We start from the raw sequence: 17,948 nt of genomic DNA, 5'->3' as shown, positions 1-17,948 counted from the left end.
ATCGCAGGGAGACTAAGATGGCAGAAATTGCAGACAACCAATGCATTGCCGGTATCTATCTCGACGAGAAATACAAGGTGCGTCGCCGCCCCGAGGTCGAGCATGAGCAGGCGGTGGCCATCTATGACCTTCTGGAAGACAACCATTTCGAACCGAAAGGCGGCTTCGAAGGGCCATATTCGGTTCATATGCGCATCGAAGACAACCGCATCTATATGGATGTGCGCGGCGATGACGATACCGAAAACCTGACCACCATTGTCGTGCCGTTAACCCCGTTCCGCCGGATCGTGAAGGATTACTTCATGATCTGCGAAAGCTATTATGATGCGATCAAAAAGGCGAGCGCCGCACAGATCGAAACCATCGATATGGCGCGCCGCGGCCTGCATAACGAAGGATCGGAACAGCTTCGCGAACTGCTGTCGGAAAAGGTGACGATTGATGAAAATACCGCGCGTCGCCTGTTTACCCTGATCTGCGTCCTTCATATCCGGGGTTAGGGCACGGTGGCAGAAGAACTTCCCGGTTCGGTTCTTTTTGCCTGTAGCTTCAACGCTGTAAGATCCGTGATGGCGGCTGCGCTTATGCGCCATTATCACGGAACAAAGGTCTATGTTGAAAGCTGCGGCTTGCGCGCCGGTGATCTTGATGGCTTTGCCGTCGCGGTCATGGAAGAAATCGGGCTGGATATCTCGACCTATAAATCCAAAACCTTTGACGAACTTGAAGACGGGTTTTTCGATCTGATCATCACCCTGTCCCCCGAAGCCCAGCACAGGGCGGTCGAAATGACCCGCACCATGGCCTGTGATGTGGAATTCTGGAATACCTTCGACGCCACAATTGTCGAAGGTTCACGCGAAATCCGGCTTGAAGCCTACCGTCAGGTCCGCGACCAGATCAAAAAGCGCATTCTTGAACGGTTCCCGGTTGGTCCGGCACCCAAGGTCTAACCTAACCGTCGATCAGCGCATCAAACGCATCCCCGTCCAGCACATGAATGCGTTCATCATGGGCATGCCGCATGCCGATGCGGGCATAGAAACGCTGCCCGATGATGTTTTCGGCATCGACCGACAGGCGAATATAGTGCCCGCCTTGTGAACGGGCCCGTGCGGCGGCCTGTGCGATCAGGTGCCGGGCAAAACCGCCGCCGCGATATTCCGGGGCGACAAACAGGTCCTGAATGTAAATCCCGGCCTTGCCGCGAAATGTCGAATAGCTCGGAAAATAAAGGCACAGCCCAACCGGTACGTCACCATCATGTGCGATCAGCGCCTCGAAAGCAGGGCGGGGGCCAAACCCGTCACGCGCCAGGTCTTCGGGTTTGCTTTTGAACTTGTCCTCGCACCCGGTTGCGCGCGCAATTTCAAACAGCATGGCATGGATATCGTCAACATCCTGCGCGGTTGCGATCCTGATATGGGGCGGGGCGACGGGATAGGGATGTTTGGCGGTCATGGTCATGCGGTCCTTCATGTGGCGGCTCTAGGTCCTGACCCTAAACCATAAAGGCGATAGACCACGCGCAACAACATGATTTCCCGGCAAAGGTTTGCGATGTTCGGTGGTCATGCGCACGGCATGCCCGAAATGCAGTGCTGGGCCGCTTTGTGCCTTGTGTGAAAGGGCTTGACCTTTTGGCGCGTTCGGAGCAGTTTGCGGGCCACCGGTAATTGATATTGCAATACGAAAGCTAGGAGTCTCATGGCTAAAGAAGACGTTATCGAGTTTCAGGGCACTGTTGTCGAACTTCTGCCCAATGCGATGTTTCGCGTGAAGCTGGACAATGATCACGAAATTCTTGCTCATACCTCGGGCAAGATGCGCAAGAACCGTATTCGTGTTCTTGCTGGTGACCGCGTCAGCGTCGAAATGACGCCTTATGACCTGACCAAGGGTCGTATTACCTTCCGTTTCAAGTAATCCGGAACCTGTAATACCGCAAAAATTGACGTTGCCGGGCGCGCAGTTTAGGTTTGCGCGCATGGTTGCGTTTTGCTGTGTCTACAACCCTTCTGGTTTGGCTTTGGATGTCTGTGGGGAGCCGCGACTTGTCGAAACTGATTTTGGCCTCTGCATCGCCGCGGCGTCTTGAGTTGCTGGCGCAGATCGGAATTGTGCCGGATCAGGTTGTCCCTGCCGATATCGACGAAACCCCGCATGACGACGAAAGTCCGCGTCGGCTGGCACTCCGCCTGGCCGAGGAAAAGGCGCGTGCGGTTGCCGACGACCATGCGGGCGGCTTCGTTCTTGCCGCCGATACGGTTGTCGCCTGTGGCCGTCGCGCACTTGGCAAGGCATCCGATACGGCCGAGGCGCGTAAATTCCTGACACTGCTGTCTGGCCGTCGTCATCGTGTTTATGGTGGCCTGTGCGTGATTGCGCCCGATGGCACTGCCCGCGCACGTGTGATCGAAACACAGGTGATTTTCCGCCGCCTTGGCGAAGACGATCTTGCGCGCTACCTGTCCCATGACGAGTGGCAGGGCAAGGCTGGCGCCTATGCCATTCAGGGATATGCCGCAACCTTCGTCAAAAGCATCACCGGGTCCTATTCCAATGTCGTTGGCCTTTCGCTGTGCGAGGTTGATGGCATGCTGCGCGGTCTTGGCTTCCGGCAGGGGGCGTGATCATGGTGGCTGGCGGAACAGAAACGGACCGCCTGCTGATTGATGCCGTCGCATGTGAACGGCGCATTGCCCTGATAGGCAATGATCGGCTGTCGCGTCTGTGGATTGATCGTGGTGGTCCGGCGCGCTTTGACATTCATCTCGGTCGTGTTTCCAAAATTCTTCCCGAAATGGCGGCGGCCATGGTCGCCCTTGACGGTGTTGCCGATGGCTTGCTGCCGTTTGATCGTGTGGATGGCCCGCTTCACGAAGGCCAGTGGGTCATCGTGCAGATCTCCCGCCTTGGGTTCGAGGATAAGGGCCCGAAACTGACCGGTCGCATCGCGATCGAGGGGCTCGGTATGATCCTACGTCCGAACGAGCAAAAAGGTGGCGGATTAATAGAACTCCCCCGCAGGCTCAAGGACGAAGACCGCCGTGCATCATTGTCGGCCCTGTTCAAGGGACTTGTCGCGCGCGAGGAAAGCATCACGTTGCGCAGTCTGGCAATCGACTGGGATGACGCTGCCCTGACGGGCGAGCTCAGGCAGCTTCGTGCCGTCTGGACGCAGGCCCGAAACGCCCTGGCATCGCCGGCAAAACCGGTTCTGGTGTTCAAGGCATTATCGGATGCCGATCAGTTGATCGAACGCCATGTGATGGCGGGCGGCGAGTGCATTGTTGATGGTGCGGATGAATTTGTCCGTCTGCGCGGATTGTTGCGGGCGCGTGGTTTCGATGATGCGCATCTGGTGCGCCATGACGGTGCGCGACTGCTGTTTGATGATCAGGATATCGAAGACGACATCGCAACCGCGCTGCAACCGCGTGTGCCGCTTCCGGGCGGTGGCTGGATCGCGGTCGAACAGACGACGGCACTGTGCGCGATTGATGTGAATGCGGGCGGATCGGATGCCGACAATGATCAGGCACGGCGTGCCGAACAGGTCAATCTGCGTGCGGCGTCCGAAATCGTCCGGCAATTGCAATTGCGCAATATCGGCGGTCTGGTGGTGATTGATCCGCTTCGCATGGCGGGCAAGGCACCGCGCGACCGGTTCGAAACCGCCCTTCGCGATGCCTTTGGCCCGGAAATGAGCGGTGCTGTCCAGTTTGGCGGCTTCACACGGCTGGGCCTGTTTGAACTGACCCGGCAGCGCGGCGGGATTGCCCTTGCCGAACTGATGCACGCATCGCGACCCGATCCCGTGCCAACGCGGACCGCGGCATTGAATGCCATTCTGCGTTCTGTGACTCGCGATTTGCGGGCCGGGCAGGCGGGGCGTTATCGGCTTCATGTCGCCCCGGAAATGATTGATACCCTTGCGCTGGGGACCACTGGGCAACAAATTCTTGAACGTGTGATGGGGATGGCGCCGGAACTGGCCGCCGATGAAACCCTGTCGCGCGCAGACTACAGGCTGGAGAAACTCTGAAATGGTTGAAAAAAACACAGTTAAAACAGCAGGCTCGGGCTGTGCCATGTGCGGCAAGCCGGTGGTGGAAAAATACAAGCCGTTCTGTTCGAAACGCTGTGCCGATCTCGACCTTGGCAAATGGCTGAACGAAAGCTACGCCGTCCCGGTGACCGAGCCGCCGGAGTATCTTGAAGACCTTGAAGATGAAGAAGATTTTCACGCATAAAAAAAATGCGATTTGAGGCTGGACAAGCCCCAAAGGAGTTTGTATAACCCCGCTCGTTCCGCAGGGAACGCTCCGGAAACGGAGACGCCTACAGAATGCCCGGGTAGCTCAGTTGGTAGAGCAGTGGACTGAAAATCCGCGTGTCGGTGGTTCGAATCCGCCCCCGGGCACCATCTTTAGGTAGCCCAAAATGACCCGGCCATTGGCCGGGTTTTTTTGTGCCTGCAAATCCAGTAAAATTGAATTTTATCCATCCACACTTTCGCAATGGTTGCGGTTGGTTGCCGTGCCCGACATAATCGCGATCAGGCAGGATGAAATCGGATTGCGCAAAGGAAGAACCCGATGGACCGACGGACACGCATTGCAACGATGATGATTGTCTCGGGACTGATGTCCACAGCCGTCCTTCTTCCCGTTGCGAAGGCTTGCACGCGGGCCGTCTATCACGGGGCGGATAATGATGTGATCACCGCGCGCTCCATGGACTGGAAATCCGATATTGCCACCAATCTGTGGATTTTCCCGCGGGGTATGGAACGGGGCGGGGAAGTCGGGCCAAATTCCGTCAAATGGGTCTCCAGATACGGTAGCGTCATCGCCAGCGCCTATGACATCGCAACGACGGATGGTTTGAACGAAGCCGGATTGTCGGCCAATGTGCTTTGGCTGGTCGAGTCCGAATATCCGCCCTATGACGGGACAAAGCCGGGTCTTTCGATTGCGGCATGGGCGCAATATGTGCTCGATAATTTTGCGACGGTGTCTGATGCGGTTGCGGCACTCGCCAAGGAACCCTTTGTCGTCGTCACCGACCAGATGCCGGGCGAAAACCGGCTTGCGACCCTGCATCTCTCGATCTCGGATGCCACGGGCGACAGCGCGATTATCGAATATATCGACGGCAAACAGGTCATCCATCACGACCGCGATTATCAGGTCATGACAAACTCGCCCATTTTCGAACATCAGCTTGCGCAGAATGCCTATTGGAAGCAGGTCGGCGGAACCGTGATGCTGCCCGGCACCAACCGCTCTGCGGACCGGTTTGCCCGCGCCGCGTTCTATATCAACGCAATCCCCAGGGACGAGGACCCGGTCGTTGCCCTTGCCAGCGTGTTCAGCGTCATCCGCAATGTCTCGGTCCCGTTTGGCATTTCAACACCAAACGAACCCAACATTTCCTCCACCCGCTGGCGCACGGTCGCCGATCATAAGCGAATGCTGTATTTCTTTGAATCCGCCCTGACCCCGAACACCTTTTGGGTCGATCTCAAGAATATCGATTTCAGTACGGAAACCGGTACTGTGAAAAAGCTCGACCTCGGGCCGGATCAGCGCAATGTCTATGCCGGGGATGCCGCCCCGTCCTTCGAAGAAGAAAAACCGTTCAGGTTTCAGGGACTTGTCGACTGAGCACGCCGGCAATCACAGCCGAAAGCTTGGTGGGGCAGGTCACAGGAACCACGCACCGATGTCGCGCAGCATCCGTTCCGCCTTCGGGCTTCCGACCCGCTCCGATCACTTCCGGCCATGCCGACACTTCCTGCCATCCCGGAAGCCCCCCGACACATCACGGGCCTTCGCTATCCTCGCGAACAGTCGGCCCGCTGGCTCACTGCTCGTTCCGGTCGCCTCCGGCAATGATGGCACTTCCCGCAACCATCGGAAGCCTCGACACACCGCTGGCCTTCGCCATCTCCGCCAGCAGACGGTCCACAGACTGCCCACGACCTCGCTGCCCGCTCTGGCCACTTTCAGCGATGCCATGATCGCGAAGCCCGGACAAATCTCGGGCCTCCAGCAACCTCGCTGACGGACGGCCCACAGACGGTCCTCGGGCTCGTTGCCCACTTCGATCACCTTCCGGTCACGGCGACAACTTGCCATTCCAACGTCCAGACACACCTCGGGCCGCCGCCATCTTCACCACCAGACGGTTTTCGGGCGTACTGCCCCCAACCTATCCACCGCCGACGCGCCACAACCCGTTGCTGCCATCGCTGCCACTCTCCGGCAAATTCGGGGTCCTTTCCCCGACAAGACGCACCTCTCCCGTCATGACAAACAAGCGTGTTAGAAACGTGCTAGAACTAACGCGAAATGCCGCCGTAATGGCTCCGCCATCCGCCGCTCAATATCCTGCGGATTGCCTCGCCGCCCTGTCTGTGTCCTTGCCGCTGCATCCTGATCACCTCTCTGATCCGGTCCTAAACAAAAAAACCCGCGAGGCACAAGGCCTTGCGGGTTTCGGTCCGGGTGCATTTCTCCCGTTGACTTTACTTTTATGCCACAAACAAAAGAACAAATCAAGAACTTTTTTAAAAAACTTTATATGCCGTCAGAAAAGGGGAGGGAATCGTGGGCAACAGCACCTTTTCACCCTCGACAAATTTGCGATTCGTCGACGGGATTCGACCATTCCTCATACTTTTTATGATCAAACGAACGTATCGCGGCGGTTCGGGTTTCAAATGAAAACAACCGCGCGCGCAAGATATCAGCCGCAACTTTAATGCTTGAAAAGATATGGTTATGTCAGGAATGTTGCGGAAATTTTACATCCCGTTACCATGACGTCCGGCGGCTGGTTTCAAACTGCTGAAACACAATTCGGGCTATGACGTTATGGCAGACAGCGTGTTCTGCGCTGCAATAACAAGAACATCCGGGGGACCCTGATGGCCGAAAAGCAGATCGAGATCGAACTGAAACTCCGCATCGATCCGAAGCACGTATCGCGTTTGAAACAGGCACCCGTCCTGCGCGAGGTCAAGGAAGGCCGCCGCCTTCTGACCACCCATCTTGTGTCCATCTATCACGACACGCCCAAACTTTCGCTGGCCCGCAAGGGACTGGCGCTGCGTGTCCGCAAAAAGGGCACCAAGGGGTGGGAGCAGACCGTCAAGGCATCGAACGGCATGCGCGAAGCACTGCCCGAACGTCATGAATGGAATGTCGAACTGCCCGACGGTGTTCTTGATCTGGATAAATTCACCGACGAAGACGTGGTGGGCTTGCTCGACAGGCATGTCAAAAAGAAGAAGATCGACCGGATTTTTGAAACCGACCTGAAACGCAGTGCCGTTGATCTGACCTATCGCGACGCGATCATGGAACTGGCAATCGATCAGGGCGTGGTGCGCACCGCGGAAAAGGAATCCCCCCTGTCCGAGGTCGAGCTGGAGCTGAAGGAAGGCCATCCCGCTGCCCTGTTTGATCTGGCACTTGAACTGCAACGCACCGTGCCCCTGTTCCTGAGCCTGCGGTCCAAGGCATCGCGCGGGCGGGCGCTTTATCTGAATGAGGTGCCGGGCTTTTACAAGGCGGCCCCCGGCGGGCTTGTTGCCGATATGTCGGCCGAAACCGCGTTTCGGGCGGTACTGGCGCAGGGGCTTCGCATGATCCTTGGGAACGAGGTCTGCGTGCGTGAAGACCTTCATATCGAAGGCTGTCATCAGATGCGGGTGGGCATGCGGCGCCTGCGCGTGGCATTCAACCTTTTCAAGAAAAACCTGCCGCAGGGAGAAGGCGTTCTGATCCGCCGCCTGCTGAAACATTGCACCAAGGCGCTTGATGGCCTGCGCGACTGGGATGTTTTCCTCAATGAAACCCTGCCGATGGTCGAAGAACGCTTTCCCGATCATCCGGGGGTTACCGATTTGCGCAAGGCGGCAGCCAAACAGCGCGAGGCTGCCTTGGTGACCGCACGCGAAATGCTTGAAAGTTTCGAGTATCAGCAACTCCTGCTGCTGCTTGGCGCATGGTCAAGCTATTCACGCTGGGCATCTGGGGCGGATGCCAGCCAGATGAAGGCAATGTCGGCCTCCGTGACCAAACTTGCCGAACCCTTGCTAAGCCGCGCCTATAAACGCCTGACCAAGCGTGGCAGTGATGTTGGCAGCCTGACCGTCCCGCAACTGCATGCCCTGCGTCTGGATGTCAAACAGATGCGATATGGCAGCGATTTCTTTGGCGAGGTTTATGACGGGAAACCGGCAAAGAAGTTTCGCAAGGAACTGGCAACCCTTCAGGAAATCCTTGGCTGGCTGAACGATGTTGCGGTGGCCGAAGCGCGGCTAATGGCATTGAAACCGCAACTTTCCAAAGATGGTATGGTCGCCATTGGCCTGATTTCCGGCTGGTTCGGCGCGCGCGCCGATCATCGCCTGCAGGGACTTGATCAGGCATGGAAGAAATTCGAAAAGCAGAAGCTGTTCTGGAAGTAGACAGATTGGGGATCTGCATTGGGACTAATGTTGGTCTTGCATCATCTGCTCCTTTTGCCGCTGATCATGGCTTTGTCGACATGCGTGACCAGTAACGAGTTTCCGGCCGAAAGCGACGTTGTCTATCAGGAACAGTTCAATATCGCCGAAGCGTCGGGAATGTCGGTGACCTCTGTTCGGGATTTGCCAAGGGATGGGTTTTTCGAAACGGCAGCCGCCCATTACAATTGGGAACTTGATGGCGGCAAGGGGCAGGTAAGAATAGCCTATTGGGCGGCGGACGACATGCCATCCGGACGGAAGAAATTCATCCATACCCGTCCCGCATTTGAAGAACGATGGCGGCCTTTGGTTTTCGATTACACCATCGTCGGCAAACCCGGCCATCCAAACGGGGCAGAGGGCTTCGTTGCCTTTGGCAAAGACAAGGAGCAGAACCGTTGCGCGGTCGGAACCGCAATCCTCAAGCTTGATAATGCCAAAAGCAAAGGTTATCGGGACAGTTTTGTCGAAGCTGCAATCTGTTCGAGTGGCACCCTGCTGCCCAACACGATGGATAACCTGATCTGGTATTTGCGCAAGGCGCGGTAAGTGCAGCCTAAGCTACCGCGCGTTTCATATCCTGATAGGCCGCCAGCGCGCGTTCACGGCCTTCCTTGATCCCGATCAGGGGTTCGGGATAGGTCAGGCCCAAATCCACCCCAGCGGCTTTCAGGATCAAGGGGGATGCGTCCCACGGTTTGTGGATATATTGCGCGGGCATGTCGGCAAGTTCCGGCACCCATCGCCGGACGTAACTGCCATCGGGATCAAATTTCTCGCCTTGCAGGACCGGATTGAAAATCCGGAAATAGGGGGCGGCATCGGCACCACATCCCCCGATCCACTGCCATGAAAACGGATTGTTGGCCGGGCAGGCATCGACAAGCGTATCGTCAAACCACGCCAGTCCTTCGTGCCAGTGGATCAGAAGGTGTTTGATCAGTACCGACCCGACAATCATCCGCACCCGGTTATGCATATAGCCGGTATGCCAAAGTTCCCGCATCCCGGCATCGACAATCGGAAAACCGGTCTGCCCGCGTTGCCAGCGTTCAAGCGCCTTTGGATCATCGACCCATGGGAATTCTGTGAACTGGCCCTGAAGCGGCACGGATTTCAGATCCCTGGCATGAAACAGCACATGATGGGCAAATTCCCGCCAGCCCAGTTCGGCCATGAATTTTGATGCGGTTTTGCCCTGGCCGGGATGGGCGTCGGCATAATGGTTTGCCGCGTGCCAGACTTGGCGCGGGCTGATCTCGCCAAAGCGCAGATGCGGCGAAAGTTCCGATGTCACCCGATGATCGGGCCGGTCGCGCAAGTCCGCATAATCAATCAACCGGTCATCGATAAAGCCGTAAAGCTGATCCATCGCGCCCTGTTCGCCGGGTGTGAACCGGTCGGTAAAGCCCGTGGCCCAGTCAAACGGCTTGGGCGATAGATCAAGCCCGGCAATGTCCGTTTCATTGGCCAGTTTCAGATTGCCAAGCGGGATCTTTTCGGGGGCTTTTTTCGGTTCTGCCGGGGGTGGCAGTTTCAGGCACGCCCGCCAGAACGGGCTGAAAACCTTGAAGTCGGTCCCGGCACCGGTTTTGACTTCCCATGGCTCATACAGCAATTGACCATTGAAGCTTTCGCATTCGATATCCTGATCGCACAAGGATGATTTGATATCAGTATCGCGCGCGATGGACGCCTTGTCATAAAGACGGTTCCAGAAAAGCGCGCCGATTTTGTGATCAGTTTGCAACTGATTGAAAACGTCCCGCGCATCTGATCTGAAAACCCGCAGACAGGGGGCCTTTTTTCCGGCCACTGTTGCAAGGCTTTCATCAAGACGCGTCAGGCTTTTTTCCAGCCACCAGCGCGTCGCCCCGCCCAATTGGGCATCAATCACCCGATCAAGGATAAAGACCGGAAGAACGATGCCGTTATTTTGCTGTGCCCACTTTACGCTGGCATTCAATGCCGGATTGTCGGCAAGACGCAAGTCATTGCGAAACCACATGATGGCAACCGAGGCGGCAGAAACAGAGGGCATCCGGGAACTCGTACCTTTGGGGGAGGAAGGGGCTGAAGGGTGAGAGAGCACATCGACTGTGACAGCATAGAGGGATGTCGATGCGCTCTCTCTGGCTCGGGGTACATCATCATGTACGGCGGACCAGATTGATCAGTTCATCGAAACTTTGCGAAATCACATTCTTTTTCCATCCGGCAAAGCCAAGCACCAGCCCCTGTGGCAGATTGCCGCGATTTTCTTCTGATTTATCATGGTAATAGGATGAAAGGGCGCGGCAATCGAGCTGTGCCTGAACCATCCGTTCCTGCAATTCAACATCACCCTGTCCACCGGTCAGGCGCGCACAAAGATGCAATCCGCCATCCGATGGCAGGACCTGCAAAATATCACTGGCACGTGTTTCGATCAGTTCGCGCAGATGTGCCCTTCGCTCCCCGTAGCTTAACCGCATCTTGCGGACATGACCGCCAAAGTGCCCCTCGGCGAAGAAGGAGGCCAATGCGGCCTGTGCTGTTGGGGCCGGTACACCGTCGGCAAAGCCGCGCATCCCGCGAAATACCGGGATCAGGGCAGGCGGCAAAACCAGATATCCAAGCCGAATACCGGGAAACAGGACGCGTGAAAACGTGCCGACATAAAGCACACGATTTTGCCGATCCAATCCCTGAAGGGACGATAACGGCGGCCCGTCATAGCGATAATCGCTGTCATAATCGTCTTCGACAATCCACGCATCATGGGCATCTGCCCATTGCAAAAGGGCAAGACGACGGGCAAGCGACAATGTCGTGCCCAGCGGATAATTGCGTGATGGCGTCGTAACGACGATCCGGGCCGGTGCACCCTTGCCAAGCTGATCTACCTGCAATCCCTCGCCGTCCACCGGGATTGGGAGCAAGGTGGCGCCACTGGCGGCCAGAACCCCGCGAATGCCTTCGTAACCCGGGTCCTCGGTCGCGATCACGTCACCCGGATCCACAAGGGCACGCGCAATCAGGTCCAGCGCCTGCTGCGCGCCTGAAACAATCATCACCTGATCGGCATCGCATTTGACCCCGCGTGACTGGCGCAGCCACTTGGCAACCTCGTCGCGCAATGCCGGCATGCCAAGCGGATCAACCGGAATGGTCAGGTCAAGGGCAGGTGCCCGCCAGCTTCGGCGCAACAACCGCGCCCACAGATCAAATGGAAAGGCATCAAGATCCGGTGTCGCCGGGTTAAACGGACGCGCCACGCGAAATCTTGGAAAGCGTCGGTCATAGGCCAGCATGCGTGTGGCACTCTGGCTCAGGCGGACGGGGCGGGTCGCCTTGCGCGCCGGGTCCAGTGCTTCGGGGGTGGCGGTGGCGGTCATTTCCCGGTCGGGCAGGCTGCTGGCAACAAAGCTTCCGGCCCCGATCCGGGTTTCAAGATAACCTTCGGACACCAGCAGATCGAAACTCGTCACCACCGTATTGCGCGAAATGCCAAGGCTTTTGGCCAGATCGCGGCTGGCGGGCAGTTTTTCGCCCGGATGCAGCCGCCCATCCAGAATGGCCTGGCGAATGCCAAGGTAAAGACGGCGATAGGCGCTGTCTTCCTTCGCATTATCGGATTTGGCGGTATGGCTGGGATAAATCCAGGTGTAGTCGCTGCGCATCTTGGCCAATCGGTGACGGATGATGTTGAAATTGGTTCTGTCAAAATTATTATAACGGACCTGTGATAAAGTCCAATTCTGTCGATGATGACGTCAGTCCTTGCGTCACCAGAAGTTACAGAGAACAAAGAAAATGTCAGAGACCACGGCACTTCCGGCACAATACGAAGTCCATCCCGCAACCAAAGTGGTGCGTGGCCCCAAACGTGCCAGTTACGACCGAAAACTTGTGCATGGCATTATTGACGATGCCCTGATCTGCCATGTCGGAACCGTTGTGAATGGTCGCCCCTCGATGATCCCGACTGCGCATTGGCGCGTGGGCGAACGGATTTATATCCATGGTGCATCGAAGAACCGCATTCTGGCCGCCATCGCCAATGGTGAGGAAGCCTGCCTGTGCATTACGCATCTGGACGGTCTGGTGATGGCGCGTTCGGCCTTTCATCACTCGGCCAATTACCGTTCGGTGGTGATTTACGGCAAGGGTGAAATCGTCGCCGACCCGGAAGGCAAAATGGAACATTCCCGGCTGTTTGTCGAAAAGCTGTCCAAAGGCCGCTGGGACCAGATCCGTCATCCCAATGAACAGGAACTCAAGGCCACCATGTTCCTTGGTTTTGATCTGAACGAGGTATCGGCCAAGGTCCGCACCGGTGATCCGGTCGATGACGAGGAAGATTATGGTCTGCCGGTCTGGGCCGGTGTTTTGCCCTGCGCCAATGTCTGGGGCGATCCGATTGATGATACCCGTCTTGATGCGGCTCACCGCCATCAAACAAGCACCTAGAAACATGTATTAGATGTTGCTTGCGCCTCGTCGCTGTTGTTTGATTTACAGGAAGTTCAAATTTGAATAGCTGCTGCTATCAACGGCGCGGGGATTTGATGAATAGATGGCTGGTAATTCTGATCGGAGTGATGTGGTTGCCCGGCACGGCTTCCGCCAACCCGGCGAGTATCTCTTTGGAAGAGAACGTTCTTCTGATGGCCACCCATGTCGAAAATATATTGAACCAAACTGATGGTCTGATGCGTCGTTCAGCGGACTTATTGCGAAATGACGGCAACATGAACGAAGTGGTTCTGCAAGGCAGCCTGAAACGGTTTACTGAACAGGTTTCTGCGGTTCGTGCTCTTTTGTTTATTGATGCCAAGGGGATTCTGCGTTTCGACACGACACGTTATCCTGCGGCGGATCTGGATTTGTCGAGCCGCGATTATTTCAGTCAGACCATTGCTACAGGTAGTGAAGCCCTTAATATCGGGACGCCGGTAACCGGTCAGCAATCCGGCGTTCCCTTTATCCCTGTAACACGTGTGTTGCGAGGGGTGTCGGGCAAAACGATCGGAGTACTCGTGGCGGTGATGACGCCCGATGCCTGGCTCCCCGCAGAGCGCGCATGCCGTTTGTGTTTCTATTCGGCTTTTACCACGGATGGTGTCGCAGTCATGACCAGCCCTGCTCAAATGGAACTGAGTTCGGGTTTCTTCGATAGCTTAATGGTCGGTAACGGTTTATCAGGTATTACAGAGACAAAGCTTAATACCTACCCGGCGCGTACAATGTGGCGTAAATTGCGCGATTATCCGGTTGTCGTGACAAGTTCAGTCGTTACCATATATTGATTGTAGGCTTGGGCTGGTTTTCGATCAGTTCCAGTAGGAATGCAACTGCACGAACTTGATCATCCGCATTGAAATTTTCGGCAGGCTTGCCGATATGATTTTCCATCGCCGCCCAGATGTCAGCCGGTACCGACTCCGTCACATCACTGACCAGGACAGCAAGTTTCCCCAGATCGTCAGATGGCATTGAGGGGATGCTGTTAAGCTGTGCGTAGGTTGCAATGCCAACCGTGGTCATGAACAGCGAAACCGCAATCGTAATCGCGATATGCTGAGTTCTGGATAAGGCTGGCTTCTCTTTACGAACACCAGCGGCAGCCTGATCAAGACGTTTCTGAAGATCGATATCAAGCATGCATTAAATCCGGTCACTATCGTTTAAGACGGTAATGGTTTTCGCTGGTTTCTTTAAAATAGTTGTATACGGAAAACGCAACACGCGAAAGATGTGCAATGATTTTCGTCCATTAATCAATTGGAGGAAAATCAATGATTTCAATCAGGGCTGCAAAAATCGACGATGTTTCAATGATTTCGCAGATTCATGCCTTCTGCTGGCGTGAAACATATGCCTTCATGCCCGAAGCCGTTTTGCGCAGTCGGTCGCGAGAATATCGTCATCAGCAATGGCTGGATTGGTTCGACTCCCACGAAGATAGCGATGGACTATTCGTGATAGAATCCGGTCAACAGGTTGTTGGGTTTTGTTTCTGTTGTCGCAATAAGGACCCGGACATCGACGGAAAAGGCGAAATGCATGCTGCTTATGTCCTACCGGACTATCGCGGCCGGGAAACTGGGCCGATCATGATGTTGACCATGGTTGATTTTTTGACCGAACGTCGCCTGATCCCGCCGGTGCTTTGGGCTTTCCGCGATAATCCGATCCGCTTCTGGTATGCGCAAATGGGATGGCGCAGTCAGGTGAAACGCGACCGTGTAATTGAAGGTCAGCGGTTGCCGGAAGTCGGTTATGTCTGTGATGATTGCAACCGGTTGCGGCAACGGTTGCAGCTATTGATCAGGCGCTATTGTTCTGAAAACGCTTCGATGCAAATTCCACGACATTCTCAAATGCCTGTGCATCAAACGTTTCCGATCCCGATTGCTGCTTCTCCCGGCAATAATCGTAAAGTGACAGAAATGAATCAGCAAACTCCACTGGGTCCGCTTTGACAGCCTTGGATTTGCGGGCAAGGAAATAGGCAATATTGTAAACGATTTTGCGTTCGCTTTCAGGGGCTTCTATGGCAGGGGAGCCAATGCCAGTCATGAGCCATTCGATCGAAACGCCAGTGGCCTGTGCAATGGCAACACATGCTGATGCCTTCGGGTCATTGCGTCCGTGGCTATAGTTTTCGAGCGTGCGTGCGGCAATACCTGTTTTTGCCGCAAGGGCGCTGCGTGATCCCGCGATCTTTTCGCAAATTCCGATCCGCTGGGCCAGTCCGGTCATTGCATCGGGGTTCATACATTTGGCTCTGCTTACTGTGTTTGGAATATCACGGAGGCTACTCTGAATAGGCAAATTTGTGAAGTGTTCTGCATTGTGTCTACGCGAATTTTGCGTATTCATCGCGTATTTAGTGTATTTAAGCGTTGTTTATACGCGAAAAATAGCGATAATAAGTTTTGGGTCGATAATTAAAATCATAAATCGCGTAGAAAACAGATGTTGAGTGAACAACTCTCGACGATGACGGCTTTATTGCGCCGTACGGCAAACGATTATGGTGGCAGGTTGTATCTGTCACGTCAGACAACCGATATTGTTTTATCCAATTTGCAGTTTCTTGCTAACGATGTCGCTCGTTACGAGCGGTCCATCCGCGGGTCGGATGTGGATTCACCTGCAGTTCTGGCGATCATTCGTGCACTTGTAGCGGCAAATGCGATGCGCGAAAAAGAGAATGGTGAATGCGGCGATCTGAGAGGCAACGACAAGGTTGATTAAGCGCAGCTTCCGAAAATTCCAAGGAAAAAGCCCCTGACAGGATCAGGGGCTTTTTTACTTTTGCAATGTTTCCGGAAAGAGGGCCTTAGACCGCCAGCGCAACCGCAATTTTGGCGCCAAGGACGGCATTGTTGCGCACCAGCGCAATATTGGCTTCAAGGCTTTTGCCCTTGGTATGCTGGGTCACGCGTTCCAGAAGGAAGGGCGTGACGTCGCGACCATGGATGTTAAGCCCCTTGGCTTCGATCAGCGCGCTATCAATCGCATGTTCGATCGCATCAAGCTCCAGTGCCTTGTCAGTCGGCGGCGGGTTGCCGATTACAGCCCCGCCTTCAAGACCAAAGTCCCATTTCGATTTCAGGAATTCGGCAATTTCAACCGGGCTATCAAGGCGGATCGGGGCTTTCTGGCCGCTCTTGACGGTATAAAACGCCGGGAATTCATCGGTGCCATATGCAATCACCGGCACACCCAGCGTTTCAAGATGTTCAAGCGTCATCGGAATATCAAGGATCGCCTTGGCACCGGCGCAGACGACGGCAACGCTGGTTTTGCCAAGTTCGGTCAGATCGGCCGAGATATCGAAACTTGCCGCCAGTTCGCGGTGAACCCCGCCAATCCCGCCGGTGGCAAAGACCTTGATACCGGCCTTTTCCGCCAGAATCATGGTTGCTGAAACGGTGGTCGCACCATCGCGTTTCTTGGCGATGCAGTATGGGATATCCCGGCGCGAAAGTTTCAGAATGTCGGTACCCTTGGCGAAATACTCCAGTTCCGACGGCGACAGGCCGATTTTGCAACGCCCGCCGATCACCGCGATGGTGGCCGGGATTGCGCCATTGTCACGCACATCCTGTTCAACCGCCTGCGCGGTTTCAAGGTTCTGCGGATAGGGCATCCCGTGCGAGATGATGGTGGATTCAAGGGCGACAACCGGCTTGCCAGCAACAAGGGCTTCGGCGACTTCCGGGGCGATATCGATAAAGTCCGACATTCAAAATGCTCATGTTTGAGTTAAAGTTTTAAAGGTCAGGATTACGCGGATCGGCTTGTAAAATCCACCTCAAACAGATCATGGCTGTTGTGTGCGGACAAACAAAAACGGCCGCCCCATCGGGACGGCCGTTTCGAAAAACAAAGCGTAAAGCTTAGTTCTTTTCTTTGTCGACGAGCTGGTTGGCAGCAATCCACGGCATCATCGCGCGCAGTTTGGTGCCGACTTCTTCGATTTCGTGTTCGGCGTTCAGGCGACGGGTTGCCTTGAACATCGGCTGGCCGCAATGCATTTCCTGAACGAAGTCACGAACGAATTTGCCTTCCTGAATGTCAGCAAGAACTTCTTTCATGCGTTCTTTTACCGATGCGTCGATCACGCGCGGGCCGGTGACATAGTCGCCGTATTCTGCGGTGTTCGAGATCGAGTAACGCATGTTGGCCATGCCGCCTTCATACATCAGATCGACGATCAGTTTGACTTCGTGCAGGCATTCAAAATAGGCCATTTCCGGAGCATAACCAGCTTCGGTCAGGGTTTCGAAGCCGTATTTGATCAGCTGGGTCAGGCCGCCACAAAGAACAGCCTGTTCGCCGAACAGATCGGTTTCGCATTCTTCGCGGAAGGTGGTTTCGATCACGCCCGAACGGCCGCCACCGATTGCCGATGCGTAGGAAAGTGCGAGTTCAAGCGCATTGCCCGAAGCGTTCTGTTCGATTGCAACAAGGCAGGGTACGCCGCCACCACGTTTGTATTCGGAACGAACCGTGTGGCCCGGGCCTTTCGGTGCGATCATCATGACGTCAAGATCAGCGCGCGGCTCGATCAGGCCGAAATGGACGTTAAGGCCGTGTGCGAACAGAAGGGCGGCGCCATCTTTCAGGTTGTCGCGCAGTTCGTTGGCATAGATCGCAGCCTGGTGTTCGTCCGGGGTCAGGATCATGACAACGTCTGCCCAAGCAGCGGCTTCGGCCGGGGTCATGGTTTTCAGGCCGGCATTTTCAGCCTTTTTGCGCGACGAAGAACCTTCACGAAGGCCGACAACAACGTCTTTAACGCCCGAATCATGAAGGTTCAGCGCATGGGCATGGCCCTGCGAACCGTAACCGATGATGGCAACTTTTTTGGTCTTGATCAGATTAACATCTGCATCGCGGTCGTAATAAACACGCATCTTTC

At 55.4% G+C, this 17,948-nt stretch carries 21 protein-coding genes, 1 tRNA gene and 1 pseudogene; 15 read left to right on the top strand and 8 right to left on the bottom strand.

Annotation, left to right across the window (positions count from 1 at the left end):
- Window positions 1–26 precede the first annotated feature (26 nt).
- A complete protein-coding gene (locus tag TH468_RS10495; protein WP_168177127.1) occupies window positions 27–503 on the top strand; it encodes a UPF0262 family protein in 477 nt (158 codons plus the stop codon).
- A 6-nt stretch (window positions 504–509) separates the two neighbouring features.
- The gene (locus TH468_RS10490) at window positions 510–956 is read left to right on the top strand and encodes an arsenate reductase ArsC (RefSeq protein WP_085643874.1); all 447 of its coding nucleotides are present in this window, start codon (window positions 510–512) and stop codon (window positions 954–956) included.
- A 1-nt stretch (window position 957) separates the two neighbouring features.
- On the opposite strand, the gene TH468_RS10485 is transcribed toward TH468_RS10490, so the two are convergent.
- On the bottom strand, window positions 958–1,482 hold the full coding sequence (locus TH468_RS10485) for a GNAT family N-acetyltransferase (protein ID WP_246832292.1): 525 nt from the start codon (window positions 1,480–1,482) through the stop codon (window positions 958–960).
- Between the two features lie 228 nt (window positions 1,483–1,710).
- On the opposite strand from TH468_RS10485, the gene infA reads away from it, so the two are divergent.
- The 6 genes from infA (at window position 1,711) to TH468_RS10455 (ending at window position 5,675) form a co-directional block, all read left to right on the top strand.
- Complete coding sequence (infA, locus tag TH468_RS10480; protein ID WP_007092059.1) at window positions 1,711–1,929, top strand: translation initiation factor IF-1; 219 nt, start codon at window positions 1,711–1,713, stop codon at window positions 1,927–1,929.
- A 128-nt stretch (window positions 1,930–2,057) separates the two neighbouring features.
- Window positions 2,058–2,636, top strand: coding sequence for a nucleoside triphosphate pyrophosphatase (locus TH468_RS10475; RefSeq protein WP_085644213.1), 579 nt, complete (start codon window positions 2,058–2,060; stop codon window positions 2,634–2,636).
- 2 nt (window positions 2,637–2,638) lie between these two features.
- Window positions 2,639–4,051 (top strand): ribonuclease E/G, encoded by a 1,413-nt coding sequence (locus TH468_RS10470; RefSeq protein ID WP_085643872.1) that lies wholly within the window; start codon window positions 2,639–2,641, stop codon window positions 4,049–4,051.
- Between the two features lies 1 nt (window position 4,052).
- The gene (locus tag TH468_RS10465) at window positions 4,053–4,259 is read left to right on the top strand and encodes a DNA gyrase inhibitor YacG (protein ID WP_062953319.1); all 207 of its coding nucleotides are present in this window, start codon (window positions 4,053–4,055) and stop codon (window positions 4,257–4,259) included.
- A 97-nt stretch (window positions 4,260–4,356) separates the two neighbouring features.
- A tRNA-Phe gene (locus TH468_RS10460) sits at window positions 4,357–4,432 on the top strand.
- Between the two features lie 172 nt (window positions 4,433–4,604).
- Entirely contained in the window at window positions 4,605–5,675 is a 1,071-nt protein-coding gene (locus TH468_RS10455; RefSeq protein ID WP_139834690.1) for a linear amide C-N hydrolase, read from the top strand.
- A gap of 199 nt (window positions 5,676–5,874) precedes the next feature.
- Here TH468_RS10455 and TH468_RS10450 read toward each other — a convergent pair whose 3' ends face one another.
- Window positions 5,875–6,087, bottom strand: coding sequence for a hypothetical protein (locus TH468_RS10450; RefSeq protein WP_085643870.1), 213 nt, complete (start codon window positions 6,085–6,087; stop codon window positions 5,875–5,877).
- Window positions 6,088–6,373: 286 nt separating this feature from the next.
- Here TH468_RS10450 and TH468_RS21180 point away from each other — a divergent pair, with 286 nt between their 5' ends.
- The 3 genes from TH468_RS21180 to TH468_RS10440 all read left to right on the top strand — a co-directional run bounded on the left by TH468_RS21180 (window position 6,374) and on the right by TH468_RS10440 (window position 9,079).
- Window positions 6,374–6,775: a hypothetical protein gene (locus TH468_RS21180; protein ID WP_139834689.1), complete on the top strand. Its 402-nt coding sequence runs from the start codon at window positions 6,374–6,376 to the stop codon at window positions 6,773–6,775.
- 165 nt (window positions 6,776–6,940) lie between these two features.
- Window positions 6,941–8,488: a CYTH and CHAD domain-containing protein gene (locus TH468_RS10445; RefSeq protein WP_085643868.1), complete on the top strand. Its 1,548-nt coding sequence runs from the start codon at window positions 6,941–6,943 to the stop codon at window positions 8,486–8,488.
- A 36-nt stretch (window positions 8,489–8,524) separates the two neighbouring features.
- Window positions 8,525–9,079, top strand: coding sequence for a hypothetical protein (locus TH468_RS10440; RefSeq protein ID WP_139834688.1), 555 nt, complete (start codon window positions 8,525–8,527; stop codon window positions 9,077–9,079).
- Between the two features lie 7 nt (window positions 9,080–9,086).
- Here TH468_RS10440 and TH468_RS10435 read toward each other — a convergent pair whose 3' ends face one another.
- Together TH468_RS10435 and TH468_RS10430 are read right to left on the bottom strand one after the other, a co-directional pair.
- Complete coding sequence (locus TH468_RS10435) at window positions 9,087–10,571, bottom strand: deoxyribodipyrimidine photo-lyase (RefSeq protein WP_085643864.1); 1,485 nt, start codon at window positions 10,569–10,571, stop codon at window positions 9,087–9,089.
- Between the two features lie 109 nt (window positions 10,572–10,680).
- Complete coding sequence (locus TH468_RS10430) at window positions 10,681–12,192, bottom strand: PLP-dependent aminotransferase family protein (RefSeq protein ID WP_085643862.1); 1,512 nt, start codon at window positions 12,190–12,192, stop codon at window positions 10,681–10,683.
- A gap of 133 nt (window positions 12,193–12,325) precedes the next feature.
- Between TH468_RS10430 and TH468_RS10425 the strand changes: the two genes are divergently transcribed.
- Together TH468_RS10425 and TH468_RS10420 are read left to right on the top strand one after the other, a co-directional pair.
- Window positions 12,326–12,982 carry a pyridoxamine 5'-phosphate oxidase family protein gene (locus tag TH468_RS10425; protein WP_085643860.1) on the top strand — a complete coding sequence of 219 codons (657 nt, stop codon included), beginning with the start codon at window positions 12,326–12,328 and terminating at the stop codon, window positions 12,980–12,982.
- A gap of 98 nt (window positions 12,983–13,080) precedes the next feature.
- Window positions 13,081–13,821: a hypothetical protein gene (locus TH468_RS10420; RefSeq protein ID WP_139834687.1), complete on the top strand. Its 741-nt coding sequence runs from the start codon at window positions 13,081–13,083 to the stop codon at window positions 13,819–13,821.
- Here the strand turns inward: TH468_RS10420 and TH468_RS10415 are convergent.
- A complete protein-coding gene (locus TH468_RS10415) occupies window positions 13,808–14,176 on the bottom strand; it encodes a hypothetical protein (protein ID WP_085643856.1) in 369 nt (122 codons plus the stop codon). The genes TH468_RS10420 and TH468_RS10415 overlap by 14 nt on opposite strands.
- Before the next feature lie 173 nt (window positions 14,177–14,349).
- Between TH468_RS10415 and TH468_RS10410 the strand changes: the two genes are divergently transcribed.
- Complete coding sequence (locus TH468_RS10410; protein ID WP_168177119.1) at window positions 14,350–14,997, top strand: GNAT family N-acetyltransferase; 648 nt, start codon at window positions 14,350–14,352, stop codon at window positions 14,995–14,997.
- Between the two features lie 91 nt (window positions 14,998–15,088).
- Here the strand turns inward: TH468_RS10410 and TH468_RS22015 are convergent.
- Window positions 15,089–15,277 (bottom strand): annotated as a pseudogene (locus tag TH468_RS22015) (helix-turn-helix domain-containing protein); the annotation flags it as partial.
- Between the two features lie 219 nt (window positions 15,278–15,496).
- Here TH468_RS22015 and TH468_RS10400 point away from each other — a divergent pair.
- Window positions 15,497–15,775, top strand: coding sequence for a hypothetical protein (locus TH468_RS10400; RefSeq protein WP_210402241.1), 279 nt, complete (start codon window positions 15,497–15,499; stop codon window positions 15,773–15,775).
- 85 nt (window positions 15,776–15,860) lie between these two features.
- Here TH468_RS10400 and TH468_RS10395 read toward each other — a convergent pair whose 3' ends face one another.
- Both TH468_RS10395 and ilvC read right to left on the bottom strand, forming a co-directional pair.
- Complete coding sequence (locus TH468_RS10395; RefSeq protein ID WP_085643848.1) at window positions 15,861–16,769, bottom strand: pseudouridine-5'-phosphate glycosidase; 909 nt, start codon at window positions 16,767–16,769, stop codon at window positions 15,861–15,863.
- A 154-nt stretch (window positions 16,770–16,923) separates the two neighbouring features.
- The gene (gene ilvC, locus TH468_RS10390; RefSeq protein WP_007092048.1) at window positions 16,924–17,943 is read right to left on the bottom strand and encodes a ketol-acid reductoisomerase; all 1,020 of its coding nucleotides are present in this window, start codon (window positions 17,941–17,943) and stop codon (window positions 16,924–16,926) included.
- Window positions 17,944–17,948: the final 5 nt, after the last annotated feature.

Origin of the sequence: Thalassospira sp. MCCC 1A03138 (assembly GCF_002115785.1) — a bacterium.
Taxonomy (GTDB): domain Bacteria; phylum Pseudomonadota; class Alphaproteobacteria; order Rhodospirillales; family Thalassospiraceae; genus Thalassospira.
Note: the sequence above shows the minus strand (reverse complement) of the source record. Positions and strands in the feature narration are given on the sequence as shown.

What these genes read in the sequence shown, in the direction of transcription:
- TH468_RS10425 (WP_085643860.1), top strand. Translation starts at nt 12,326, where the DNA reads ATGTCAGAGACCACGGCACTTCCGGCACAATACGAAGTCCATCCCGCA.
- TH468_RS10465 (WP_062953319.1), top strand. Translation starts at nt 4,053, where the DNA reads ATGGTTGAAAAAAACACAGTTAAAACAGCAGGCTCGGGCTGTGCCATG.
- ilvC (WP_007092048.1), bottom strand. Translation starts at nt 17,943, where the DNA reads ATGCGTGTTTATTACGACCGCGATGCAGATGTTAATCTGATCAAGACC.
- TH468_RS10415 (WP_085643856.1), bottom strand. Translation starts at nt 14,176, where the DNA reads ATGCTTGATATCGATCTTCAGAAACGTCTTGATCAGGCTGCCGCTGGT.
- TH468_RS10485 (WP_246832292.1), bottom strand. Translation starts at nt 1,482, where the DNA reads ATGAAGGACCGCATGACCATGACCGCCAAACATCCCTATCCCGTCGCC.
- TH468_RS10420 (WP_139834687.1), top strand. Translation starts at nt 13,081, where the DNA reads ATGAATAGATGGCTGGTAATTCTGATCGGAGTGATGTGGTTGCCCGGC.
- TH468_RS10470 (WP_085643872.1), top strand. Translation starts at nt 2,639, where the DNA reads ATGGTGGCTGGCGGAACAGAAACGGACCGCCTGCTGATTGATGCCGTC.
- TH468_RS10395 (WP_085643848.1), bottom strand. Translation starts at nt 16,769, where the DNA reads ATGTCGGACTTTATCGATATCGCCCCGGAAGTCGCCGAAGCCCTTGTT.
- TH468_RS10445 (WP_085643868.1), top strand. Translation starts at nt 6,941, where the DNA reads ATGGCCGAAAAGCAGATCGAGATCGAACTGAAACTCCGCATCGATCCG.
- TH468_RS10430 (WP_085643862.1), bottom strand. Translation starts at nt 12,192, where the DNA reads ATGCGCAGCGACTACACCTGGATTTATCCCAGCCATACCGCCAAATCC.
- infA (WP_007092059.1), top strand. Translation starts at nt 1,711, where the DNA reads ATGGCTAAAGAAGACGTTATCGAGTTTCAGGGCACTGTTGTCGAACTT.
- TH468_RS10455 (WP_139834690.1), top strand. Translation starts at nt 4,605, where the DNA reads ATGGACCGACGGACACGCATTGCAACGATGATGATTGTCTCGGGACTG.
- TH468_RS21180 (WP_139834689.1), top strand. Translation starts at nt 6,374, where the DNA reads ATGGCTCCGCCATCCGCCGCTCAATATCCTGCGGATTGCCTCGCCGCC.
- TH468_RS10410 (WP_168177119.1), top strand. Translation starts at nt 14,350, where the DNA reads ATGATTTCGCAGATTCATGCCTTCTGCTGGCGTGAAACATATGCCTTC.
- TH468_RS10435 (WP_085643864.1), bottom strand. Translation starts at nt 10,571, where the DNA reads ATGCCCTCTGTTTCTGCCGCCTCGGTTGCCATCATGTGGTTTCGCAAT.